The sequence below is a fragment of the Nonomuraea thailandensis genome, from assembly GCF_024172165.1.
GTDB classification, from domain to species: domain Bacteria; phylum Actinomycetota; class Actinomycetes; order Streptosporangiales; family Streptosporangiaceae; genus Nonomuraea; species Nonomuraea thailandensis.
Map to the genome: position 1 here is coordinate 1 of NZ_JAMZEB010000001.1, position 17,070 is coordinate 17,070.

Annotated in this window: 14 protein-coding genes and 5 pseudogenes; 8 read left to right on the forward strand and 11 right to left on the reverse strand. The window is 66.9% G+C overall.

Going from position 1 to position 17,070, the window contains the following annotated elements; all coding sequences use genetic code 11:
- The 3 genes and pseudogenes from HD597_RS00005 to HD597_RS66450 form a co-directional block, all read right to left on the reverse strand.
- Positions 1-245, reverse strand: a 245-nt coding sequence (locus tag HD597_RS00005; protein ID WP_253739346.1) for an SAM-dependent methyltransferase, incomplete at its 3' end; no start/stop codon positions are given.
- Positions 246-319: 74 nt separating this feature from the next.
- Positions 320-577, reverse strand: a pseudogene (locus HD597_RS66445) (SAM-dependent methyltransferase); the annotation flags it as partial.
- Positions 489-866: an SAM-dependent methyltransferase gene (locus tag HD597_RS66450; protein WP_372513339.1), complete on the reverse strand. Its 378-nt coding sequence runs from the start codon at positions 864-866 to the stop codon at positions 489-491. The gene HD597_RS66450 and the pseudogene HD597_RS66445, both read right to left, overlap by 89 nt.
- Positions 867-2,263: 1,397 nt before the next feature.
- Here HD597_RS66450 and HD597_RS00015 point away from each other — a divergent pair.
- Genes HD597_RS00015 through HD597_RS00025 form a run of 3 tightly spaced genes read left to right on the forward strand, consistent with a single transcriptional unit; the run spans position 2,264 to position 5,285 of the window.
- Complete coding sequence (locus tag HD597_RS00015) at positions 2,264-3,367, forward strand: bifunctional DNA primase/polymerase (protein ID WP_308210539.1); 1,104 nt, start codon at positions 2,264-2,266, stop codon at positions 3,365-3,367.
- Positions 3,364-4,884, forward strand: coding sequence for a DNA primase family protein (locus HD597_RS00020; RefSeq protein ID WP_253739348.1), 1,521 nt, complete (start codon positions 3,364-3,366; stop codon positions 4,882-4,884). Before HD597_RS00015 ends, HD597_RS00020 begins: the two co-directional genes overlap by 4 nt.
- Positions 4,881-5,285 carry a DUF6009 family protein gene (locus HD597_RS00025; RefSeq protein ID WP_253739349.1) on the forward strand — a complete coding sequence of 135 codons (405 nt, stop codon included), beginning with the start codon at positions 4,881-4,883 and terminating at the stop codon, positions 5,283-5,285. Before HD597_RS00020 ends, HD597_RS00025 begins: the two co-directional genes overlap by 4 nt.
- Positions 5,286-5,328: 43 nt before the next feature.
- Here HD597_RS00025 and HD597_RS00030 read toward each other — a convergent pair whose 3' ends face one another.
- Positions 5,329-5,772, reverse strand: coding sequence for a winged helix-turn-helix transcriptional regulator (locus HD597_RS00030; protein WP_253739350.1), 444 nt, complete (start codon positions 5,770-5,772; stop codon positions 5,329-5,331).
- Positions 5,773-6,013: 241 nt separating this feature from the next.
- Between HD597_RS00030 and HD597_RS00035 the strand changes: the two genes are divergently transcribed.
- Positions 6,014-6,850, forward strand: a complete 837-nt coding sequence (locus tag HD597_RS00035) for an isocitrate lyase/PEP mutase family protein (RefSeq protein WP_253739351.1) — start codon at positions 6,014-6,016, stop codon at positions 6,848-6,850.
- Positions 6,851-7,441: 591 nt separating this feature from the next.
- Here the strand turns inward: HD597_RS00035 and HD597_RS00040 are convergent.
- From HD597_RS00040 to HD597_RS00050, 3 genes and pseudogenes are all read right to left on the reverse strand, one after another.
- Positions 7,442-8,065: pseudogene (locus tag HD597_RS00040) on the reverse strand (helix-turn-helix domain-containing protein); the annotation flags it as partial.
- Positions 8,066-8,169: 104 nt separating this feature from the next.
- Positions 8,170-8,532, reverse strand: a complete 363-nt coding sequence (locus HD597_RS00045; RefSeq protein ID WP_253740327.1) for a transposase — start codon at positions 8,530-8,532, stop codon at positions 8,170-8,172.
- A complete protein-coding gene (locus HD597_RS00050) occupies positions 8,418-9,782 on the reverse strand; it encodes an ISL3 family transposase (RefSeq protein WP_253739352.1) in 1,365 nt (454 codons plus the stop codon). The genes HD597_RS00045 and HD597_RS00050 overlap by 115 nt, the downstream gene beginning before the upstream one ends.
- A 752-nt stretch (positions 9,783-10,534) precedes the next feature.
- On the opposite strand from HD597_RS00050, the gene HD597_RS00055 reads away from it, so the two are divergent.
- The gene (locus tag HD597_RS00055) at positions 10,535-11,287 is read left to right on the forward strand and encodes an ATP-binding protein (RefSeq protein WP_253739354.1); all 753 of its coding nucleotides are present in this window, start codon (positions 10,535-10,537) and stop codon (positions 11,285-11,287) included.
- Positions 11,288-11,413: 126 nt separating this feature from the next.
- The gene (locus HD597_RS00060) at positions 11,414-12,169 is read left to right on the forward strand and encodes a sensor histidine kinase (RefSeq protein WP_253739355.1); all 756 of its coding nucleotides are present in this window, start codon (positions 11,414-11,416) and stop codon (positions 12,167-12,169) included.
- 113 nt (positions 12,170-12,282) lie between these two features.
- On the opposite strand, the gene HD597_RS00065 is transcribed toward HD597_RS00060, so the two are convergent.
- Both HD597_RS00065 and HD597_RS00070 read right to left on the reverse strand, forming a co-directional pair.
- Positions 12,283-12,597 carry a transposase gene (locus tag HD597_RS00065; RefSeq protein WP_372513315.1) on the reverse strand — a complete coding sequence of 105 codons (315 nt, stop codon included), beginning with the start codon at positions 12,595-12,597 and terminating at the stop codon, positions 12,283-12,285.
- Between the two features lie 169 nt (positions 12,598-12,766).
- Positions 12,767-13,674, reverse strand: a protein-coding gene (locus HD597_RS00070; protein WP_276082695.1) for an IS5 family transposase whose coding sequence is annotated in 2 segments (ribosomal slippage) — positions 12,767-13,248 and positions 13,248-13,674 — 909 coding nt in all. Because the reading frame shifts where the segments join, the coding sequence is not laid out codon by codon here.
- Between the two features lie 424 nt (positions 13,675-14,098).
- Here HD597_RS00070 and HD597_RS00075 point away from each other — a divergent pair.
- Together HD597_RS00075 and HD597_RS00080 are read left to right on the forward strand one after the other, a co-directional pair.
- Positions 14,099-14,497, forward strand: a pseudogene (locus HD597_RS00075) (transposase); the annotation flags it as partial.
- A 108-nt stretch (positions 14,498-14,605) separates the two neighbouring features.
- Positions 14,606-14,908: pseudogene (locus HD597_RS00080) on the forward strand (integrase core domain-containing protein); the annotation flags it as partial.
- A gap of 44 nt (positions 14,909-14,952) precedes the next feature.
- Here HD597_RS00080 and HD597_RS00085 read toward each other — a convergent pair.
- Positions 14,953-16,093, reverse strand: a pseudogene (locus HD597_RS00085) (IS3 family transposase).
- A gap of 153 nt (positions 16,094-16,246) precedes the next feature.
- Positions 16,247-17,005: a TnsA-like heteromeric transposase endonuclease subunit gene (locus HD597_RS00090; RefSeq protein WP_253739358.1), complete on the reverse strand. Its 759-nt coding sequence runs from the start codon at positions 17,003-17,005 to the stop codon at positions 16,247-16,249.
- Positions 17,006-17,070 lie beyond the last annotated feature (65 nt).

Below are 17,070 nucleotides of genomic sequence, written 5' to 3' on the forward strand. Positions count from 1 at the left end.
GGGCTCACCACTAACGGGGGGCGACCGCTCGCGGATGAGTGTGGACGCACCTGGACCATGCCACCGACGTATGTCGCGCTCCTGGAGGGTTCTCCCGGCGAGGAGGAATCCTTGAGCCACCGGCGCACGTCGGCCACGCCCGGAGCGGGGAACTCCCACCAGTCACTGAGAAGGTCGCGGATCTGCTCGCCGGACCGCAGGGTGATAGGCGCTGAAGTCTCCGCGTACACCTGCTCGATCGCCATGGTCGCCGCGACGCTGAGGGGCCATCTGATCTGAGATGCGAGTGCGCCATCACGCATCCTTCGGGAAGGACCTGACCGAGTGTTTCCACGATGACGGCGAGGTCACCGGCTGCTCCCACGAAGAGGAAGACGTCCAGAGCCAGCACCACCACCGGCTCATCACCGTGGAGCATGGGCGAGACGTGCAGATCACTAAAGATCTTCGCCAAGTCTCGTATGTCGGCCTCGATCATCGTGGTGGCCTCATCCACGTCCAGCAGTGCCCGCCCGTGGATGGCGACCATGGGGTCGTGATCGACGTACGCGACGCGCGCCCGGAGGGTCTTGCCCACCGCGATCTCGTAGACGTTCCGGCGAGCAGGTAACCCGCAACTGAGATCGAGGAAGGCACTGAATTGCCGTTTTCACCACCCGGTTGCGGAACTCCCTGTTGTCGCGTACCGACTTCTTCAGATCAGATGCTCGCTCAAGCAGGGTCGCCGCAGCCGCCCGATCCGCCGCGAAGTTGTCCCGGCCGTCGAGGAGGCAGTCGTAGACACGCGCGCCGCTGGGCTTGGCCGGGTCGATCCGCGGGGGTGTACCGGGGACAAGCAAGGAGTGGTCACGGCCTGCACTCCTCATCAGCAGATCCGCGGACGTCGCAAAGGCTGACGGGTTGCATGTGATGGCGTGATCGCCCTCACATGGGGCGCATTCTGGTGTGGCTGCGCGGATGGGACTCACCTCGCTGAGGCTGCATGAGCACTAAGCGCGCCTCGCCCGGGGCGTTCTCGGCCCTGGTCTCGGCGGGACCACAGGTGTCACGGTTGCACCACGGTCCTCGCTATGAAGACCATCGTGGGGCGTTGGAGGCATCGGTGGCCGGAAACCGGGCGTCACTCCGGCGGGGCTCCGCGAGGACGAACTGGCCGCCCTGGACCGGCTGACCGGCCCCAGGCCGGGCCAGGCGCCACCGCCAGGCGGTCGTGAGGCCTCATCCCACAGATATCCCGACGAGGGCACCGATTCCTTTCTGCTTCGATCCTGGTCCTCATCAGTGAGACCGTAACGACTTTCATCTCAAAATCGGACAGATGATGAGAAAAATGCAGCAATCTTCAGCCACGCCAGGAGCACGGAGGCGCTTCGCGCCTCGCAGCGGGGCCCCTGGAGTTGCCGCGGCTTGGGGCGCGACCTCCTGTGCAGGGAACACCGGAGCGGTCGGCCCGGCCGCCCACGACGACGTGGAGCGATGAGCTCTGGAAGGAAAGCGATGAGCACCTAGATCCCGGCCAGCTTGATCCGCTGGGACACAAGTGTGGCATCTTCCTTGCTCGAGCCGCCGCGCCGGGCACCGCCACAACCTCTGACCCTCGTGTCCGCGACGGCGCAGCGACTGAAGCGACTCAAATCGCCAATGGGCGCGCCGATCGCTCCGTTGGCATGCACTGCTTAAGTCGATTCCAGATCTCGGTCGCTTCAGTCGCTGCGCCCTGCGCAAAAAATGCCTCGTGAGCTGGGTTTTCTCCATCTGTCCGGGATGTGGCACTTCGCAGACCGCGAACAGCGACCAACAGCCAGGCGATACCAGGATCTCCTCAGTCGCTCCGCTTCGGTCGCTGCCCAAAAGCCCAGGTCAGCACCTAGGTCCTTATCCGCAGAGCGACCGAAGCGACGCACCTCGCGGGTATATCCCCTCTAGGGACGCTCGCGTTCCCTGGCTTATAGGTAGTCACCTTCAGTCGCTTCAGTCGCTCGTGATGCGGCACAATAGCTTCGGACCAGGGGCTGCCTGCTCAGGAAGCAGCGACCCACTCAGCGTTCCTCATCGATGGGGTGTGTTGAGTCGCTGCCGTGGTCATCGGGGGACGCCCTTCCGAGACAGGCCGTCGACTAGTCTTTGACGCTGGGCCAGCAGTCAGTCGCTTCAGTCGCTAGGGTCACTTCGCAGCAACACCGTTCATTCACTACCAGGGCGACGTCCTCGCAGGGTAGCGACTCAGCCGATATCCACCCCAGGCCGACGAAGGAAGGAAGACGTGACGCCGCGATCCGATCACCACGGCTACCATGCGGCGCGCGCCCTCCCTCAGTCGCTGGCCGTCGCCCTATGGTGCGCGGGTCAGGCGTGGCCGGTGCACCCGCTCCGACCAGGCGCGAAAACTCCCGCAGGCAACTGCTCCTCATGCGGAGAGCGCGGCCACGTGGCGCAGGGTTGCCCCTGTCTTGGGCAGGGTCGGTGGTGCCACGGCTTCCATGCCGCCACCCTCGACGAGGACCTCATCACCACCTGGTGGTCGCACACGCCCGCCTTCGGGGTGGGGGTGGCCTGCGGCCCGGCCGGCCTGGTCGTCATCGACATCGACGCCCACTCCACCCCCGTCCCTGACCGGAAGCAGCTCCTCCCAGGCATCAGCATCGACCGGCGGGTCGATCTGTCCGGGCTGGCCAACGGCTTCCACACCATCGCTCTGCTGGCCGCCCTGCGCGGCCAGCAGAGTCCCGCCGACGACGCCTCCACCCTGAGAGTACGGACGCCCTCAGGAGGCCTGCATGTGTGGTATCGGGCGACCCCGGGCGAGACGTATCTGTGCTCCACCGGGTCGGGCTCAGGTCGGGCACTGGCCTGGCAGGTCGATGTACGCGCCAGCGGCGGATACATCATCGCGCCGGGGACCCGGACGAAGGACGGTGCCTACGCCGCCGTCGGCCAGTGCAGAGAGCCCGCCCTTCTGCCGCCGTGGCTGAGGCGTGAACTGATCCGGACAGGACACCTGGTCTCGCAGAACCCCGTACCGCCGGTTTCCACCGTGCCGCCTCGTGCCCGCCTGGCCGTGCTGGAGGCCGGCAAGCAGGAGGAGGGCACCGTGGCCGACCGTGCATTACGACGCCTCATCGCGGACGTGGACGCCTGCCACCTGGTGCCCGAGGGGGCAGGGTTCAGCGCGAAGCTCAATCGGGCCGCCTACACCGCCGGCGGGCTCATTGCCGCAGGCCGCCTCACGCACGACACCGCCCACGCCCTGCTCCTCCAGGCCGCGCAGCACGCCCGCCCGGGACAGGAGCGGCGGTCCGAGCGCATCATCGACCAAGCCCTCGCCGCAGGGCAGCGCCGCCCGTTTCATCTCCAGGAACGGCTATGATCCCGTCCCAAGACCGAGACGACTTCGACCCGATCGCCGCCGCCCAGCAGATCCTCGACCTGTCCAACACGGCAGGCCCCGAGCCGCCACCCCAGCGCCGCGCCGAACAGCTCACCATCGTCGGGAGCGAAGGTCTTCTGCCTGACAGCCTGACCGACCGGGGTAACGCCAAACTGTTCGTGCACCTCTACGGCCGGGACTTCCGGCACGTCCCCGGTATGGGCTGGTTCCGGTGGGCGCAGCACCGCTGGGTGCTCGACGAGAGTGACGCCGTCATGTGGTCCGCGGGTGAGATGGCCGAGCAACTGGCGGTGTTCGACCCGCGTGGCCGCTACAGCTCCGCCGAGTTGCGACGTCATCGGCGGCGGGCGCTCTCGACCACGGGCATGCACGCCCTGCTGGCGCAGGCGAAGGCGGCTCCGGGCATGGTCCTGGAGGCCGCCCGGCTGGATGCCGACCCCTATGCGCTGTGCACTCCGGCGGGAGTGGTGGATCTGCGGGTGGGGACCATCATGGCGCCCGATCCGTTGAAGCAGCCGCATTCGCGTTCCACGACCGTCTCCCCCCAGCGGTCGGCTACACCTCGATGGCAACGATTCCTACAGGACACGTTCGGAGGTGACGACGAGGGGCGCCAGACGATCGACTTCCTCCATGTGCTCCTCGGGTACTCCATCACCGGCGACGTCGGCGCCCAGGTCATGCCGTTCCTGTACGGGCAAGGCAAGAACGGCAAGTCCGTGCTGGTCGAAGTGATGCTGCAACTGCTGGGCGACTACGCCGACGCGGCCCCTCCCGGCTTCCTCATGGCCAAGACCTTCGACGGGCACCCGACGGAGCTGGCGGAGCTGCGCGGCCGGCGCATCATCGTGTGCTCGGAGCTCAAGCCAGGCGATCGCTTCGACGAGGCCCGCGTCAAGCTGCTGACCGGCGGTGACAAGATCAAGGCTCGCAGGATGCGACAGGACTTCTTCAGTTTCGACCCCACACACCACCTCTGGTTGCTCGGCAACCACCGTCCCGAGGTGACGACCGGTGGGTTCGCGTTCTGGCGCAGGCTCCGGCTGATCCCGTTCGAGCGGGTGGTCGCCGAGGAACGAAAGATCGACAATCTCGCGCGCATCCTCGTCCAGGAAGAAGGACCGGGCATCCTGGCCTGGCTGATCGAGGGAGCCGGCCGCTACCTTACGGGCGAGAAGGACCTGTCCGGCCCGCAACGCGTCCAGCTGGCGACCGATGCCTACGAGGCCACAGAGGATGTCGTCGGCCGGTTCATCACCGAAGCATGCAAGCTTGATCCGGCCCTGCGAGCCGAGCAAGCGAGCGCCTACAGCGCTTACACTCGATGGTGTGGTCACGAAGGAGCTACCCCGGTCTCGGCACGTGCCTTCGCCGCGCGCGTCCGTGACACCCTGGGAATGGCCTCCCCGAAAGAGATGCTCCTGTCGAACTCTCGCAAGTTCTATCCAGGGCTTGGCTTGATCTCCGATCTTGACAGTGAGGAGCCGCAGCGGTGAGCGCTTCGATCACACCCGATGACCTCGCGCACGAAATCGAGCTCGTATGGCTGGAGGACATCCAGGACCTCGACTACGTTCGCCAGAGTCTCGACAGGCTGCCAACCCGCGGCCGCAAACCCGCCTACTATCGCAACGGCAGGATGGTGGGCTACGCCATCCTGGGCTCGACCGCCAAGGGTTCCCCGGCCTCGGGCACCTTCCTGCGACGGGTGTTCTGGCTCGCACCCCACGACCGCGACCAGCAGCCGCAAGGCTTCTACAGTACGGGCGCGCCGGTCGAGGCGGTCGACCCGCGGACCCTGGCACCCCGCGGGCCCGGCAGGAAGACCGAACGCTCAGAAGGGGGTCCCCCCTCCCCCGCGATGGTCGAATTGGGCATTACCCTGGACAAGGCGTGAAATCCTTACATGCGGTGCAGGCCCCGGACGTGCCCAGAAAGCATCAGGCGCTTTCTGCCGGCTGAGGTGATCGCAACCGGACTTGTACGTCCGCGAGGTCGATGTCCTCGTCGCAGGAGCACCGGATCTCGTGCTCGACCTCGGTACCGCACCGCTGGTGCACGAACTCCACCGGTCCGGGGCCCGTCCATTGATCGCCCCATCGCGTCAACGCGATGATGACCGGCTTGAGCGTCTCGCCCATCTCGGTGAGGACGTACTCCTGATGCCCCGGGCGTGCCTGCAGGGCACGCGTACGGAAAACCCCCGCCTCTACCAACGTGTTGAGACGTTTGGCCAGGATGTTCGGCGCGATGGCCAGGCTGCTGTGGAACTGGGAATACCGGGTGTAATGACGAAACAGGGCGTCACGCAGGATCAGCAAGGTCCAGCGTTCGCCGACCAGTTCCAGCGCCCGTGCAGCTGCGCAGTCCTCACCCTCGTACATTCGACCCAGCATGTGTCCCCTTTCGACTTGCATGATGAAAGAAGTATGGTTAGCATCACGCTACCATCTGTCGCACAGGAAGGCTGCGCCGGCTCCCGGCGAGCCCTCTCCCGCGCTGTTCACGACAGTACCCATGAGCGGCGCGGACCCGTAGGCCGTCATCCCCGCGGAAAGGCCTGCCGCACTGACCACCGCGCATGACGCCGAGCTTCTCACGAAACCGCCATGGGGGAATGACAAGATGAGCGACTCGTCCAGCAAGAACGCACCTGGGGATGTCCCTCGCGCCACGTCCGGCGCGAACCCCTCATCAGAGGACAAGGCGTCCCGGTTGCGGGCCTTGCACGTGGCGGGCGACCCCCTGGTACTTCCCAATGCGTGGGACGCGACTTCGGCGCGGATCGTGGAAGCCGCCGGTTTCCCGGCGGTGGCGACCAGTAGCGCCGCGACGTCCTCGATCCTCGGGTTCGAGGACGGGGAGACGGCTCCGGTGGAGGAAGTGCTGCGGGCAGCACAGCGGATGGTGCGAGCGGTACGGCTGCCGGTGACCGTGGATTTCGAACGCGGGTACGGGCTGGCGCCGTACGAACTGGTGGAGAGACTCGCCGAGACCGGAGCGGTCGGGCTGAACCTGGAGGACTCCGACCCGGCGAGCGGGCGACTCCTGGACGTCGGTGAGCAAGCGGACTTCCTGGCCGCCGTCCGTCAGGAGGCGCAGTACCTGGGCGTAGACCTGGTCATCAACGCTCGCACGGACGCGTTCCTGCGCCAGGCGGGAACGCCCGAGGAACAAGTGGCCACCACGCTGGAACGAGGGGCCCGCTATCTCGCGGCCGGAGCCGACTGCGTCTATCCGATCGGCGCGGCCGACGCCACGGTGATCAAGACTCTCACCGAAGGCATCTCCGGTCCCGTCAACGTTGGCTACGGCCTTGGCGCTCGCTCCGTGGCCGAATTCGCTTCTCTCGGTGTCGCGAGGATCACCTTCGGACCCATGCTGCAGAGGCACGTCTACCAGACGCTCGAAGCCACAGTCCTGACCGCCCTCGCCGCCGACGGCAATCCCTTCGAGCGATGACACCGTCTCGGCCATCGGCCCCAACGGCAGGCGCGGCCCCGGTGATCTGCGGTATGAGCCATCAGGAGCCGACGTCATGTGACAGGGATCCGACGGTCCGGCCTTTCCCTGCACGGGCCCCCCGTGCAGGGAAAACGCGCTGACAGCGATTCTGCGGCGTCCTGCTGCCGACACAGACCCGACCATCGGATGGCGCGAGTTCGCCCGCCTATGAGGATCACAGGGCTTAGATTTTCGACAGTCACCACCACATCAAGACCACGCGAAGGTTCGTGCTGGCTATTGGAGCCACCTGTACCTCGGTGCAATCGCGGGCGGGCGACCGCTGATCCTCTCGTGGGCGGCCGACTGGCCGGCGGCGACGCAGGCCTGGATCCGGTTGGCGGAGACCGGCGGCATAACGGAGTTCCGTGTCCTGCACGCAGGGTGAAGACCGCGCCGAGTGGCGCCGCCCTCACCGAAGAGCCTCACGCGGGCTGGCCAAAGCATCTGGACGACCAGCGCCGGTACTCGGGCGACGGCCGTTGATCGATACTTCCCGGCCCGGCTGTCAGTGCAGATCGCTGTTCCATGATCGATCTAGTCGAGTGCGGCCTCCATCGCCGCGGTCAGCTGCGGACGGCCAGAGCGCCACTTCCCGATCGCGAACTCGTTGTCCCACACCAGCGCCCGGGGCACCGCCCCGAGCCGGCGCAGCAGCTCCCACTGCCCGGCCAGCAGATCACCCGCCTGCCGGGTCGGGATCATCACGGCGCCGATCCAGCGCGAGTAGCCGCAGACCATCACCAGCACCGGCGGACGCCCGTGCTGCCCGCACCCCAGCGGCACGTCCGCCGGCGGGAACCACAGGTCGCACTGCGCCAGCTCACCGGGCTGATACACCGTCCGCGACACCGGATCCGGCGGCACGAACAGCGGCCGCAGCAGCGCCACCCGCGTGCGCAGCACTCGCACCGAATGCCGCCAGCCGATCCGCTCGGCGATCACCGTCGCGGGCATGTCCGGCCACTGCGCCAGCAATTGCCGGATCTGCGGCTCCACCGCATCCACGATCGAGCCCTTCGGCGCGCGCACGTATCGGGGAGGCTCGTCGGCCTCTAACGCCCGGCGCACCGTGTTCCGGCCGATCCCCAGCTTCCGCGCGATCGCCCGAATCGGCATCAGCTCCGATCGGTGCAGCCGGCGGATCTCCGCCCAGTCCTCCACGCTCAGCACCCCTCCGCTCTAACCCAGCAGGGTCACAGGGGTGGGTCCATTTTCAGATGCCGCCGCTGGTCCAGTATTCGGGATCAGGCACACTTTCCGTGATCGGACCCTGGTCAGTTGGTCAGCAGCATGCGTTTGCGCAGGAGATCGAGGTTGGCGCGGCCGTACATCTGTCGCTTGAGCATCTTGGTCCGGTTGACGTGTCCTTCGACGGGCCCGGAGCTGTAGGGCAGGGTGAGCCCGGCAGTAACGGCATCGTGGTCCCGGCGTAGCCCGGTCACGAAGGAATGCAGCTCGGGTAGGTCGTCGCTCATAACCGCGGTCATCCAGGCCTCCAGGTTCTGGCCACGGCGGTGCATCATCATCTCGGCGAACTGGCGCACGTGCAGCCGAAGCGCCGCCAACTGAGGGCAGGCGGTGGTGAGTTCCTGGAGCTGGCGGTGTTCGTCGAGGTCGAGGTGAGCGGGATTGCGCAGGAACCAGCCGGCGGCCTGACGGACCGTGGGCGGCCGCGTGGATGTCGGTGCGGGAGGCATTCCGTCACGCAGGGGCGGACGTACTGGCGGACGGTGGTGCTGCTGCCGTGATAGCCCAGAGCCCCAAGCTCCTGGTAGAGAAGCTCGGCGTTGGTACATCCCTCGGTCCAGCGTCTGCGTAGGTAGGAGTCATAGGACTCCAGATTCTTGGGCCGTCGGCCGGTTCCGTTGTGCACGAGCAGGTCTTCGGGGCTGGCGGCGCGGGCGAAGCGCCGGACGGTGTTGCGGCCCAGGGACAGCAGACGGGCGATCTCCCGTAATCCCTGGCCTTGCTCGAGCAGGCCGTGCACGGCGGCGTGCCGTTCACGGGTCCGGGTGGCGATGCGGTCCTGGCGGTCGGCGGGCGAACGGGGTGGAACGGGCGGTGCCGCAGGTGGCGCCGTGCCGGTACCCAGGCTCGGCGCGATGGCCAGGGCTTTCAGGTGGTCGCGGTGACGGGTGACGGTGCGTTCGACGGCCTCACCGAGGTTGCGCCACAGGTGCCACCTGTCCGCGACTTGGGTCGCGTGCGGCGCTCCCCGGGTGATGCCCTCGGCATAGGCGCCGGCCCGATCGCGGCAGACGATCTCGGCCCCGGGATGCGCGCGCAGCCACGCGGCCAGGGTGTCGGCCGTCCGGTCGGCCAGTACGTCCACCACGGTGCTGGCGGAGATGTCGATCAAAATCGTGCCGTAGGAGTGGCCCCGCCGCAGCGCGAAGTCGTCCACCCCGAGCACCCGCGGACCGGATTCCACAGCCGGATCTGGCAGGGCGCGAATCAGCCTGATCAGCGTCATCCGGCTGGCCGAGGCCGTCAGCCGACCGGCGAGCCTGGCTCCGGCACGACCGCCCAGCGCCAGCGCGATGGCCTGCAACGCGCTCGCCGCCCGGACACTACGGCGACCGTATCGCACGGTCAGTCCCGGAACCTGCTCGGCGAACGTCGTCTTCGCACAAGTGGATGTGCGGCAGAAGAACCGGTGCACCCGCAGATGGATAAGCACCTCCTGGCCCCCGACCGCGGTATCGGACAGTCGTCGTTCATAGTGGCTGTGCACCCGCTGCGACAGTGTTCCGCACGCCGGGCAGGTGGCCTGTACGGTGCTGGTTCTGGCCTGGATCCGTACCGTGGTTCCCGACCGGAAAACCTGTTCAACACACACGCCGACCAGATGAGGGAACAGGACGCCGAGCAGCTCCTTGATCAACACCCTGCAGATGTTCGTGAGCAGAGGCCCGGCTACCAGCCGGAACGCCCCAACTGTGATCTACCCAGCGGGTCCCATCACGGAAAGTGTGCCTGATCCAGTATTCGCGTTCCGCCGACACTGGGCGAGCGGCCACCATGGAGAGGGGATCGGCAGGCGGCTGGCGATCACGTGGGACATCCCGGTCGCCGCCTCATCACGGCTTGGCAGGAAGCAAGCGGAAGGTGGCAGCCCGCGTCCTTGGTCTGTCCCCGTCGTGGTGGAAGGATGGAGTTGCGCGCATCTCGTTGGATCGGATGCAGGCGTCACACCCTGTGCCGGGCGCTCCAGCTCCCTTGGCTGCTGGAGCGCCCGGCATTTTCTGCGTCATCTGATGCGGACGGCTACCGACCGTTGTGAGTGTTAGCTGAATGGCCAATGTGACGCCCGCTATCGGATGAGGCTCTTCGAGCCCGACTCACCCTTGTGCGATGTACCCATTCGACGGCTCGATCAGCGCGGGCACGCAGCCTCATCCCGGGTTCGTCCCCGTGCGCATGCGGCCCGCGTATGGCGCCCTGGCCTACTCCGACCCACTACGTAGTCCCAAGTGGGCCGAATACGCATTTCCCCGGTTATCCGCTCGCGTCCCACGACGGACGATGGAGACATCAGGGACATCCGTACAGGTCAAGAGGAACGAGGTGTCAACCATGTGCCAGCGTCGGCCTCGATGCTCGTCAGGAGCCAACAGCCGGCAATACGCGGCTCGACTGGTGGCCTTCCACTCCGAACAAGGCTGGGGCACGGATCGTCCGTTCGGCGCGCTCGCCGGTGTCGTCGAAGACGACGAGGCCGTTGTGGAGCAGTGCTCACCACGACCTGCCCAGGAGGAAGCCATGAACAGCTCCGGCTGCGTGACTACGTACTCGGTCAGATCAGACCGGCGGCGTTCCGTCACGCCTCACCAGGTGCGCGGCGTCTCGTTGCGCGCACGCGTCACTGTGGATGTCAACCGCAAGCAGCGAGTCGAGTACTCACAGACGTCGTGGCTCTTCGAGGCCGCCCTGGCTTCGGTTCCCGCGGCACGGCACAGCGTCGGTGCGCAGGCACGGCGCTGGGGATTCGCGGAGGAGAGCACCGCGGCCGAACTCCTCATCACCGAGGTGGTCACCAACGCGCTGGGGCACACCAGCGAGCCGATCCAGGTCCGGATGAGTAACGGCAACAGTGTGCTGCGCATGGAGGTCGAGGAGCACGGCTCCTCAGCGCCGCTACCACCGGCCAGACTCCCTGGTCCGGAGGCAGAGAGCGGGCGGGGGCTGTTCCTCCTGGAAGCGCTTTCCCAGGAATGGGGCGTGGACCGTACGGCGACAGGCAAAATCGTCTGGTTCGAGATCGCCGTGAGCTCCTCGTCACCTGTGAGCCACTGCGGACACCGGTCCCGCCGTCAGCCCGAGGCTTCTTCCAGGGCCGCTGTCTTCTCCTTCGGCCGCTTGCGCATGGACACAAGCGCTCCCAGCCCATAAACCATAGCGACTCCCCCATTCTCCGCATCCCCCCGCATCGGCATACCGGGCGAACTCGCCTGTCCACGGCGCCGGCAGCCACCGCGCGCCCGCATCCTGAAGATCGGTCACCAGTGGGAGGATTCCATGACCGCACCCATCGACTGCGATGAGCTCGTCACTCTCGTCACGCGTATGGAGCATCTTGTCGAAAGCATGCACGTCCAGCAGCGACAGTTCGTCACTGACGCCTCACATGAGCTCGGCACTCCTCTGGCCGGCCTCCGGCTGCAACTGGAGGAGGCACGCATGCATCCCGGCCAAACCGACCTGGACGAGCTGGTCCGGCATGCCCTGCGGGAGGTGGACCGTCTCCAAGCCATCATCGGCGACCTGCTGACGCTGGCCAGGCTCGACGCGGGTTCCCAGGACCCGCCCCTGCCCATCGAGGTGGCCGACTTCGTCGAGGCAGAGGTCGACAAGCGTGCCCACCATGGCCTGCCCATCCACCTGGATCTGGAAGAGGGTCTGGTCGTGGGCGGCGTCACCGGTACCCTCGCCCGCCTGCTCGGCAATGTGCTGGACAACGCCGAACGGCACGGCGGGTCGGCGGTGCGGGTGACCGTGAGCGGTGAAGAGGATGAGGTTGTCATCACGGTCGACGACGACGGTCCGGGCATTCCGCAGCCGGACCGCGAGCGGGTGTTCGACCATTTCACCAGAATCGACAGCGCGCGCAGCCGGGAGTGCGGCGGCGCCGGGCTCGGCCTGCCGATCGCTCTGGCCATCGCCCAGGCGCACAGCGGCACGCTGACCGCCCAGGAGTCCGACATGGGAGGCGCCCGGCTTGAGCTGCGCCTGCCACTGCTGCGACTCGAGGCGACGACGGGCGAGGCGGCCTGAGGCGACGACTGGCCGTGAGGCCTGCTGGGCGGGCAGGGCGGTCCTGGGATGACCGCTGTGCCGCAATCGTCACAGCAGACGACGTTGGCGCTTTAGGGCGCGTTGGGTCGTGATCAATGAGTGGGTCGGGTGAGGTCCCTGATCCAGATCATTGAGGCGCGTAGGTGGAGGCCGGCGAGATGGCTGCCGGGCGTCTTGTCATACCGAGTGGCGATGCCTCGCCAGGCCTTCAGCTTGTTGATCAGACGCTCGACGGTGTTCCGCTCGGTGTAGAGGCCGGCGTCGTGACCGACGGGCCCGCCGCCCCGGGAGCCCTTCTTCTTCCGGTTGGCTGCCTGGTCCAGCTTCTCCGGGATGACCGCCTTGATGCCGCGTCTACTCAGGTAGGCGCGGTTGCCGCGTGAGGAGTAGGCCTTGTCCGTCACCACAGCGGGCCGGGTGCGGGGACGGCCCACGGGACCCGGGACCCGGGACCCGGGACCTTCCTCAGTACCGGGATGAATTGCGGGCTGTCGGCCGCCTGCCCGGCGGTCAAGACGAACACTGGCGGGCGACATTGACGGTCTGCGACTAGGCCGTGTTTAAGAAGTGGTGCGCTCATAGCCAGGTGTCGATCACGGCGATATGAACAGTCGCTTCGTAGCGCACGGCCAGCTTGTCGAAGCGGGTAGCCACCGCCCGGTAGCCCTTGAGCCGGTTGATGCCGCATTCCACGGCGTGACGCAGCTTGTAGGACTCGGGGTCGAAGGCCGGTGGCCGGCCGCCCTTCGTCCCCTTCCTGCGCCGGGCGGCGGCTTGGTCCAGCTTGATCGGGATGGTGGCCTTGATGCCGCGCCTGCGCAGGTAACGGCGGTTACCGCGCGAGCTGTAGGCCTTATCGGCCAGCACCCGGTCCGGCCGGGTACGGGGCCGGCCCCCGCCCAGGCGCGGCACCCGGATGCCCTCCAAGACCGCCGTGAACTGCGGGCTGTCACCACGCTGCCCGGCCGTCAGCACGATCGACAGTGCTCTGCGGCCCTGCTCGGTGGCCAGGTGCAGTTTGGTGCTCAAGCCACCCCGGGAACGCCCCAGCCCGTGATCGGCCGGCTCTTCCTGCACCCCGCCCGGCGACTCGACCTGCAGATCCCCCTTTTCCGCGCCCCGGCGGCGTGCTGATGAGCCCGGCAGACGGTGGAGTCGACACTCACATCCCACGTGATCAGCCCAGCCGCGTCCGCCTGAGCCTGCAAGACGGTCAGGATCTGCTGCCAGGTTCCGGCACGCTGCCAGCGCCGGAACAACCCGTAGATCGTCTGCCAGCATCCGTACCGCTCCGGCACGTCCCGCCATGGCGCCCCCACCCGAACCCGCCACCGGATCCCATTAATGAGCTGCCGTTTCGTCCAGGTCGGCGGGCGCCCTGGCTTGCGGCCGACCGGCAGCAGCGGCTCCAGCACCGCCCACTGCGCATCGGTCAGATCAGCCCGCCCGGCCACCGGTAAGGTGTCCACGAGGTCTCCGTGCAGATGGTCTTCTTGGTCGTTGACTCATCTACCGGAGACCTCTTCTTTTGTCGATCTACGAACACCTCGAGCAACCGCCACTCAAGTCACTTCTGAAACACGGCCTAGATGGATCTAGCTCGTCTGCCCGCCCCGGGAACGACCGAGCAGGGCGGACTTCAGCCGCAGTCTCCAGCGGCGCCGAAGGCATCGCCGTTTGTCCTCTTCCGTGCCCGCTTCGGCCCCTGGCCGGTTCTGTTCTTCGAGGTCACCCTCTTTGACTGGGGTTACGTCCCGCCGAGTGGTGTAGATCTGGCCTCGAACGGCGCGTCGCCTTCAACGACAGAGGCCATCGCGTGAGTCTCTGTGTGAAACCGCCAAGTGACACGCAGAGGAGAAGCACGCGATCGCCCTGGACCAGTCTGCCCTGTTAGAAGTTCTTTCGGTACTGAAGAACTCCGAGGCGAGCGAGCGCGTCCGGCTCGCCGCCGAGACCATCTACCAAGCGCTCATCGAGGCCGAGTTGACCGCGGTGATCGGCGCCGCCCCGCACGAGCGCACCCCGGACCGGATGGCACAACGTAACGGGCACCGGCCGCGCACCCTGACCACCACCGCAGGGGATCTGGAACTGCAGATCCCCAAGCTGCGCACCGGCTTGTTCTTCCCCTCGCTGCTGGAACGCCGCCGCCGGGTCGACCAGGCCTTGTTCGCCGTGGTGATGGAGGCCTACCTGCACGGAGTGTCCACCCGCAAGGTCGACGACCTGGTCAAAGCCCTCGGCGCGGACACCGGCATCTCCAAGAGCGAGGTCTCGCGCATCTGCGCCGACCTGGATGAGGAAGTGCCCGCCCCCGCAAGAGCCTCGGCTGGAGGACCCCTGCCGAGGCCTTCAACGATCACCTAGACTCGCTGCTGAGCAGCAGTGTTGCGACGACCCCTTGAACCTAAGCCATACCTGTCCATCCGCTACACCGGCCGGCTGGCCGACATCGGCGCGGTCAGCTCGGTCGGCTCACGCGGGGACAGCTACGACAACGCCCTGGCCGAGACCACGATCGGGCTGTACAAGACCGAGCTGATCCATCGCCGCGGTCCGTGGAAGGGTCTGGACGAGGTGGAGATCGCCACCATGGAGTGGGTCGACTGGTACAACAACCGCCGCCTCCACAGCGCCTGCCAGGACCTGCCACCCGCCGAATACGAAGCCCTCTACCGAACCGAGATCAACCCAGCTACTCTCACCCCAGCCAGATAATCCGGTGGTGTGCCCCGAGTTTGATGGAGTCGCGTTTCTGGATTTCATGCCACGGTGGGTGTGTTCTCGAACTGTATCGGGGTGAGCATGCCGAGGCTGCTGTGTCGTCGTTGCCGGTTGTGCCAGATCTCCAGGTATTCGAAGATCGCATTGGCCAGCTCGATGCGGGTGTTCCAGCGCCGGCGGTCGAGGAGTTCGACCTGCATCCGGGACCAGAACGACTCCATCATGGCGTTGTCGAAGCAGTCGCCGACGCTGCCCATCGAGGGCAGCAGGCCGGAGTCCTTGGCCCGCTGGGTGAAGGCCCAGGATCCGAATTGGACACCCTGGTCGGAGTGGATGATCGTTCCTGCGGGTGGCGTGCGGTTGTCGATGGCCATACCTAACGCACTGGTCACCAGGGTGGCGGTCTGGGTGGAGTCGATCGACCAGCCGACCACCCGGCGGGAGTAGGCGTCCAGCACCACGCAGCAGTACACCTTGCCCTCGCGGGTCGGATGTTCGGTGATGTCGGTGATCCACAGCTGATTGGGGCCGGTCCGGGTGAAGGCGCGGTCGACCAGGTCGATGGCGATCTGGTCGGGCTTGGCGCGTCGCCACTTGGGCCGGCCGCTGAGGCCTTCCAGCCCGGCCCGGCGCATGAGCAGCTCCACTGCTCCGTGGCTGACCGTGACCTGGTGGCCGAGGGTCAGTTCGGCGCGCACCCGGCGGGCGCCGTAAGTGCCGCGCGAGTCCTGGTGGACCTGCCGGATCAGATCGGTCAGCCAGGCATGCCGAATCGCCCGCGGCGACGGCGGCCGGTCCAGCCAGGCGTAGTAGCCGGACACCGACACGGCAAGGACGCGGCAGGCGACCTCGACCGGGATGCCTTCGCCGGCCATCACCGCGATGGCTGCGAACCGTCTTTGGGGGCGCCGCCTCGCGGATCAGCTCGATCGCCCACTGGGTGGCCTCCAGCTCGGTCTCCAGCTCGGCGATGCGCCGTCTGGCGGCCGCCAGCTCGGCCTTCTCGCCACTGGTCAGGCCCGGCTCCAGGCCGCGGTCGATGCGGTCCTGGTGTCGCCACGTGTAGATCGTCTGTGTGCTGATGTCCAGGTCATGCGCCAGCTCCGTGGCCGCACGACCAGCTTCGAGCAGGTCCAGTACCTTGCGCCGGAACTCCGGCGGGTAGCCCCGTCGTCCCATGCCACTTTCCTCTCATCAAGCGGCACAAGAATCCAGAAATCCACCTCTACTCAACTCGGGGCACACCACGGCCTCCACGAAACTCGGCGCGGTTCATGAACCACACCCACGCGCCCTTGGCCAGCCGCCGACCGGTCGCCTGGCTGTCTTCGCTCACCGCCGTTCCCCGGTGCTGCTATCCACCACGGCAAGTTGAACCAGGCTGGTGTCCTCCAGCGGCCGGGTGAGATCCACTGTCAGTTCGCCCGTCCAGCACAGGTGCAGCACGACCGCGCGGGCCACTAAGGGTTCGGCGGTGAAGCTAACGAGCCGCCCCAGAGGCACCGGCTCTCTGGCCAGAGCAAGCAACTGGGCGCGGTAGCCGCTCACCCCCACCATCTCGCGGCGATAGCCCGCCAACGCCAGCACGTTGATCGTGCGCTGCCGCCCGGGCGGCTCGCCGACCAGCTCATAACCCCAGCCCGCCACCGCGCAGCAGGCCGCCACCCGCTCAGCGGTCGCCCTCACCTTCGCGTCGTTCAACCGGGTCGGGTTCTTGACCTCCATCACCGTCGCCGAGCCGTCCACCCGGCGGACGAACAAGTCCGGGGTGGCCTTCCAGGCGCCGCGATTATCCACGCCGGACAGCTGCATCGGCTGGCCGGAGAAGCCGATCACCTCGGGATCGAAGTCCAGCATCGTCATCCAGACGCTTTCCAGATACGACTCACACTCGATCATCCGGTTCGTCGTGGAGGACCAGTGCGTGCTCGGCGTGTGCGCCTGATCAGCCCTGTGCGGGATCCGCCGGATCGCGCCGCAGTTCTCGAACGCCACCTCGGCAGCGACTTCCAGCGGAAGCTGTTCTTCCTGCCCGTCCGGATTCAGAAAGCGAACCTGGACGCTGCGTAACTGCAGGTCGACAGCCTTCATCGCGCCTCCCGAGACCATAAGAAGCGGCTGCTCGCATTCATCCAGAGCGTCGGCACGCGGAGCAG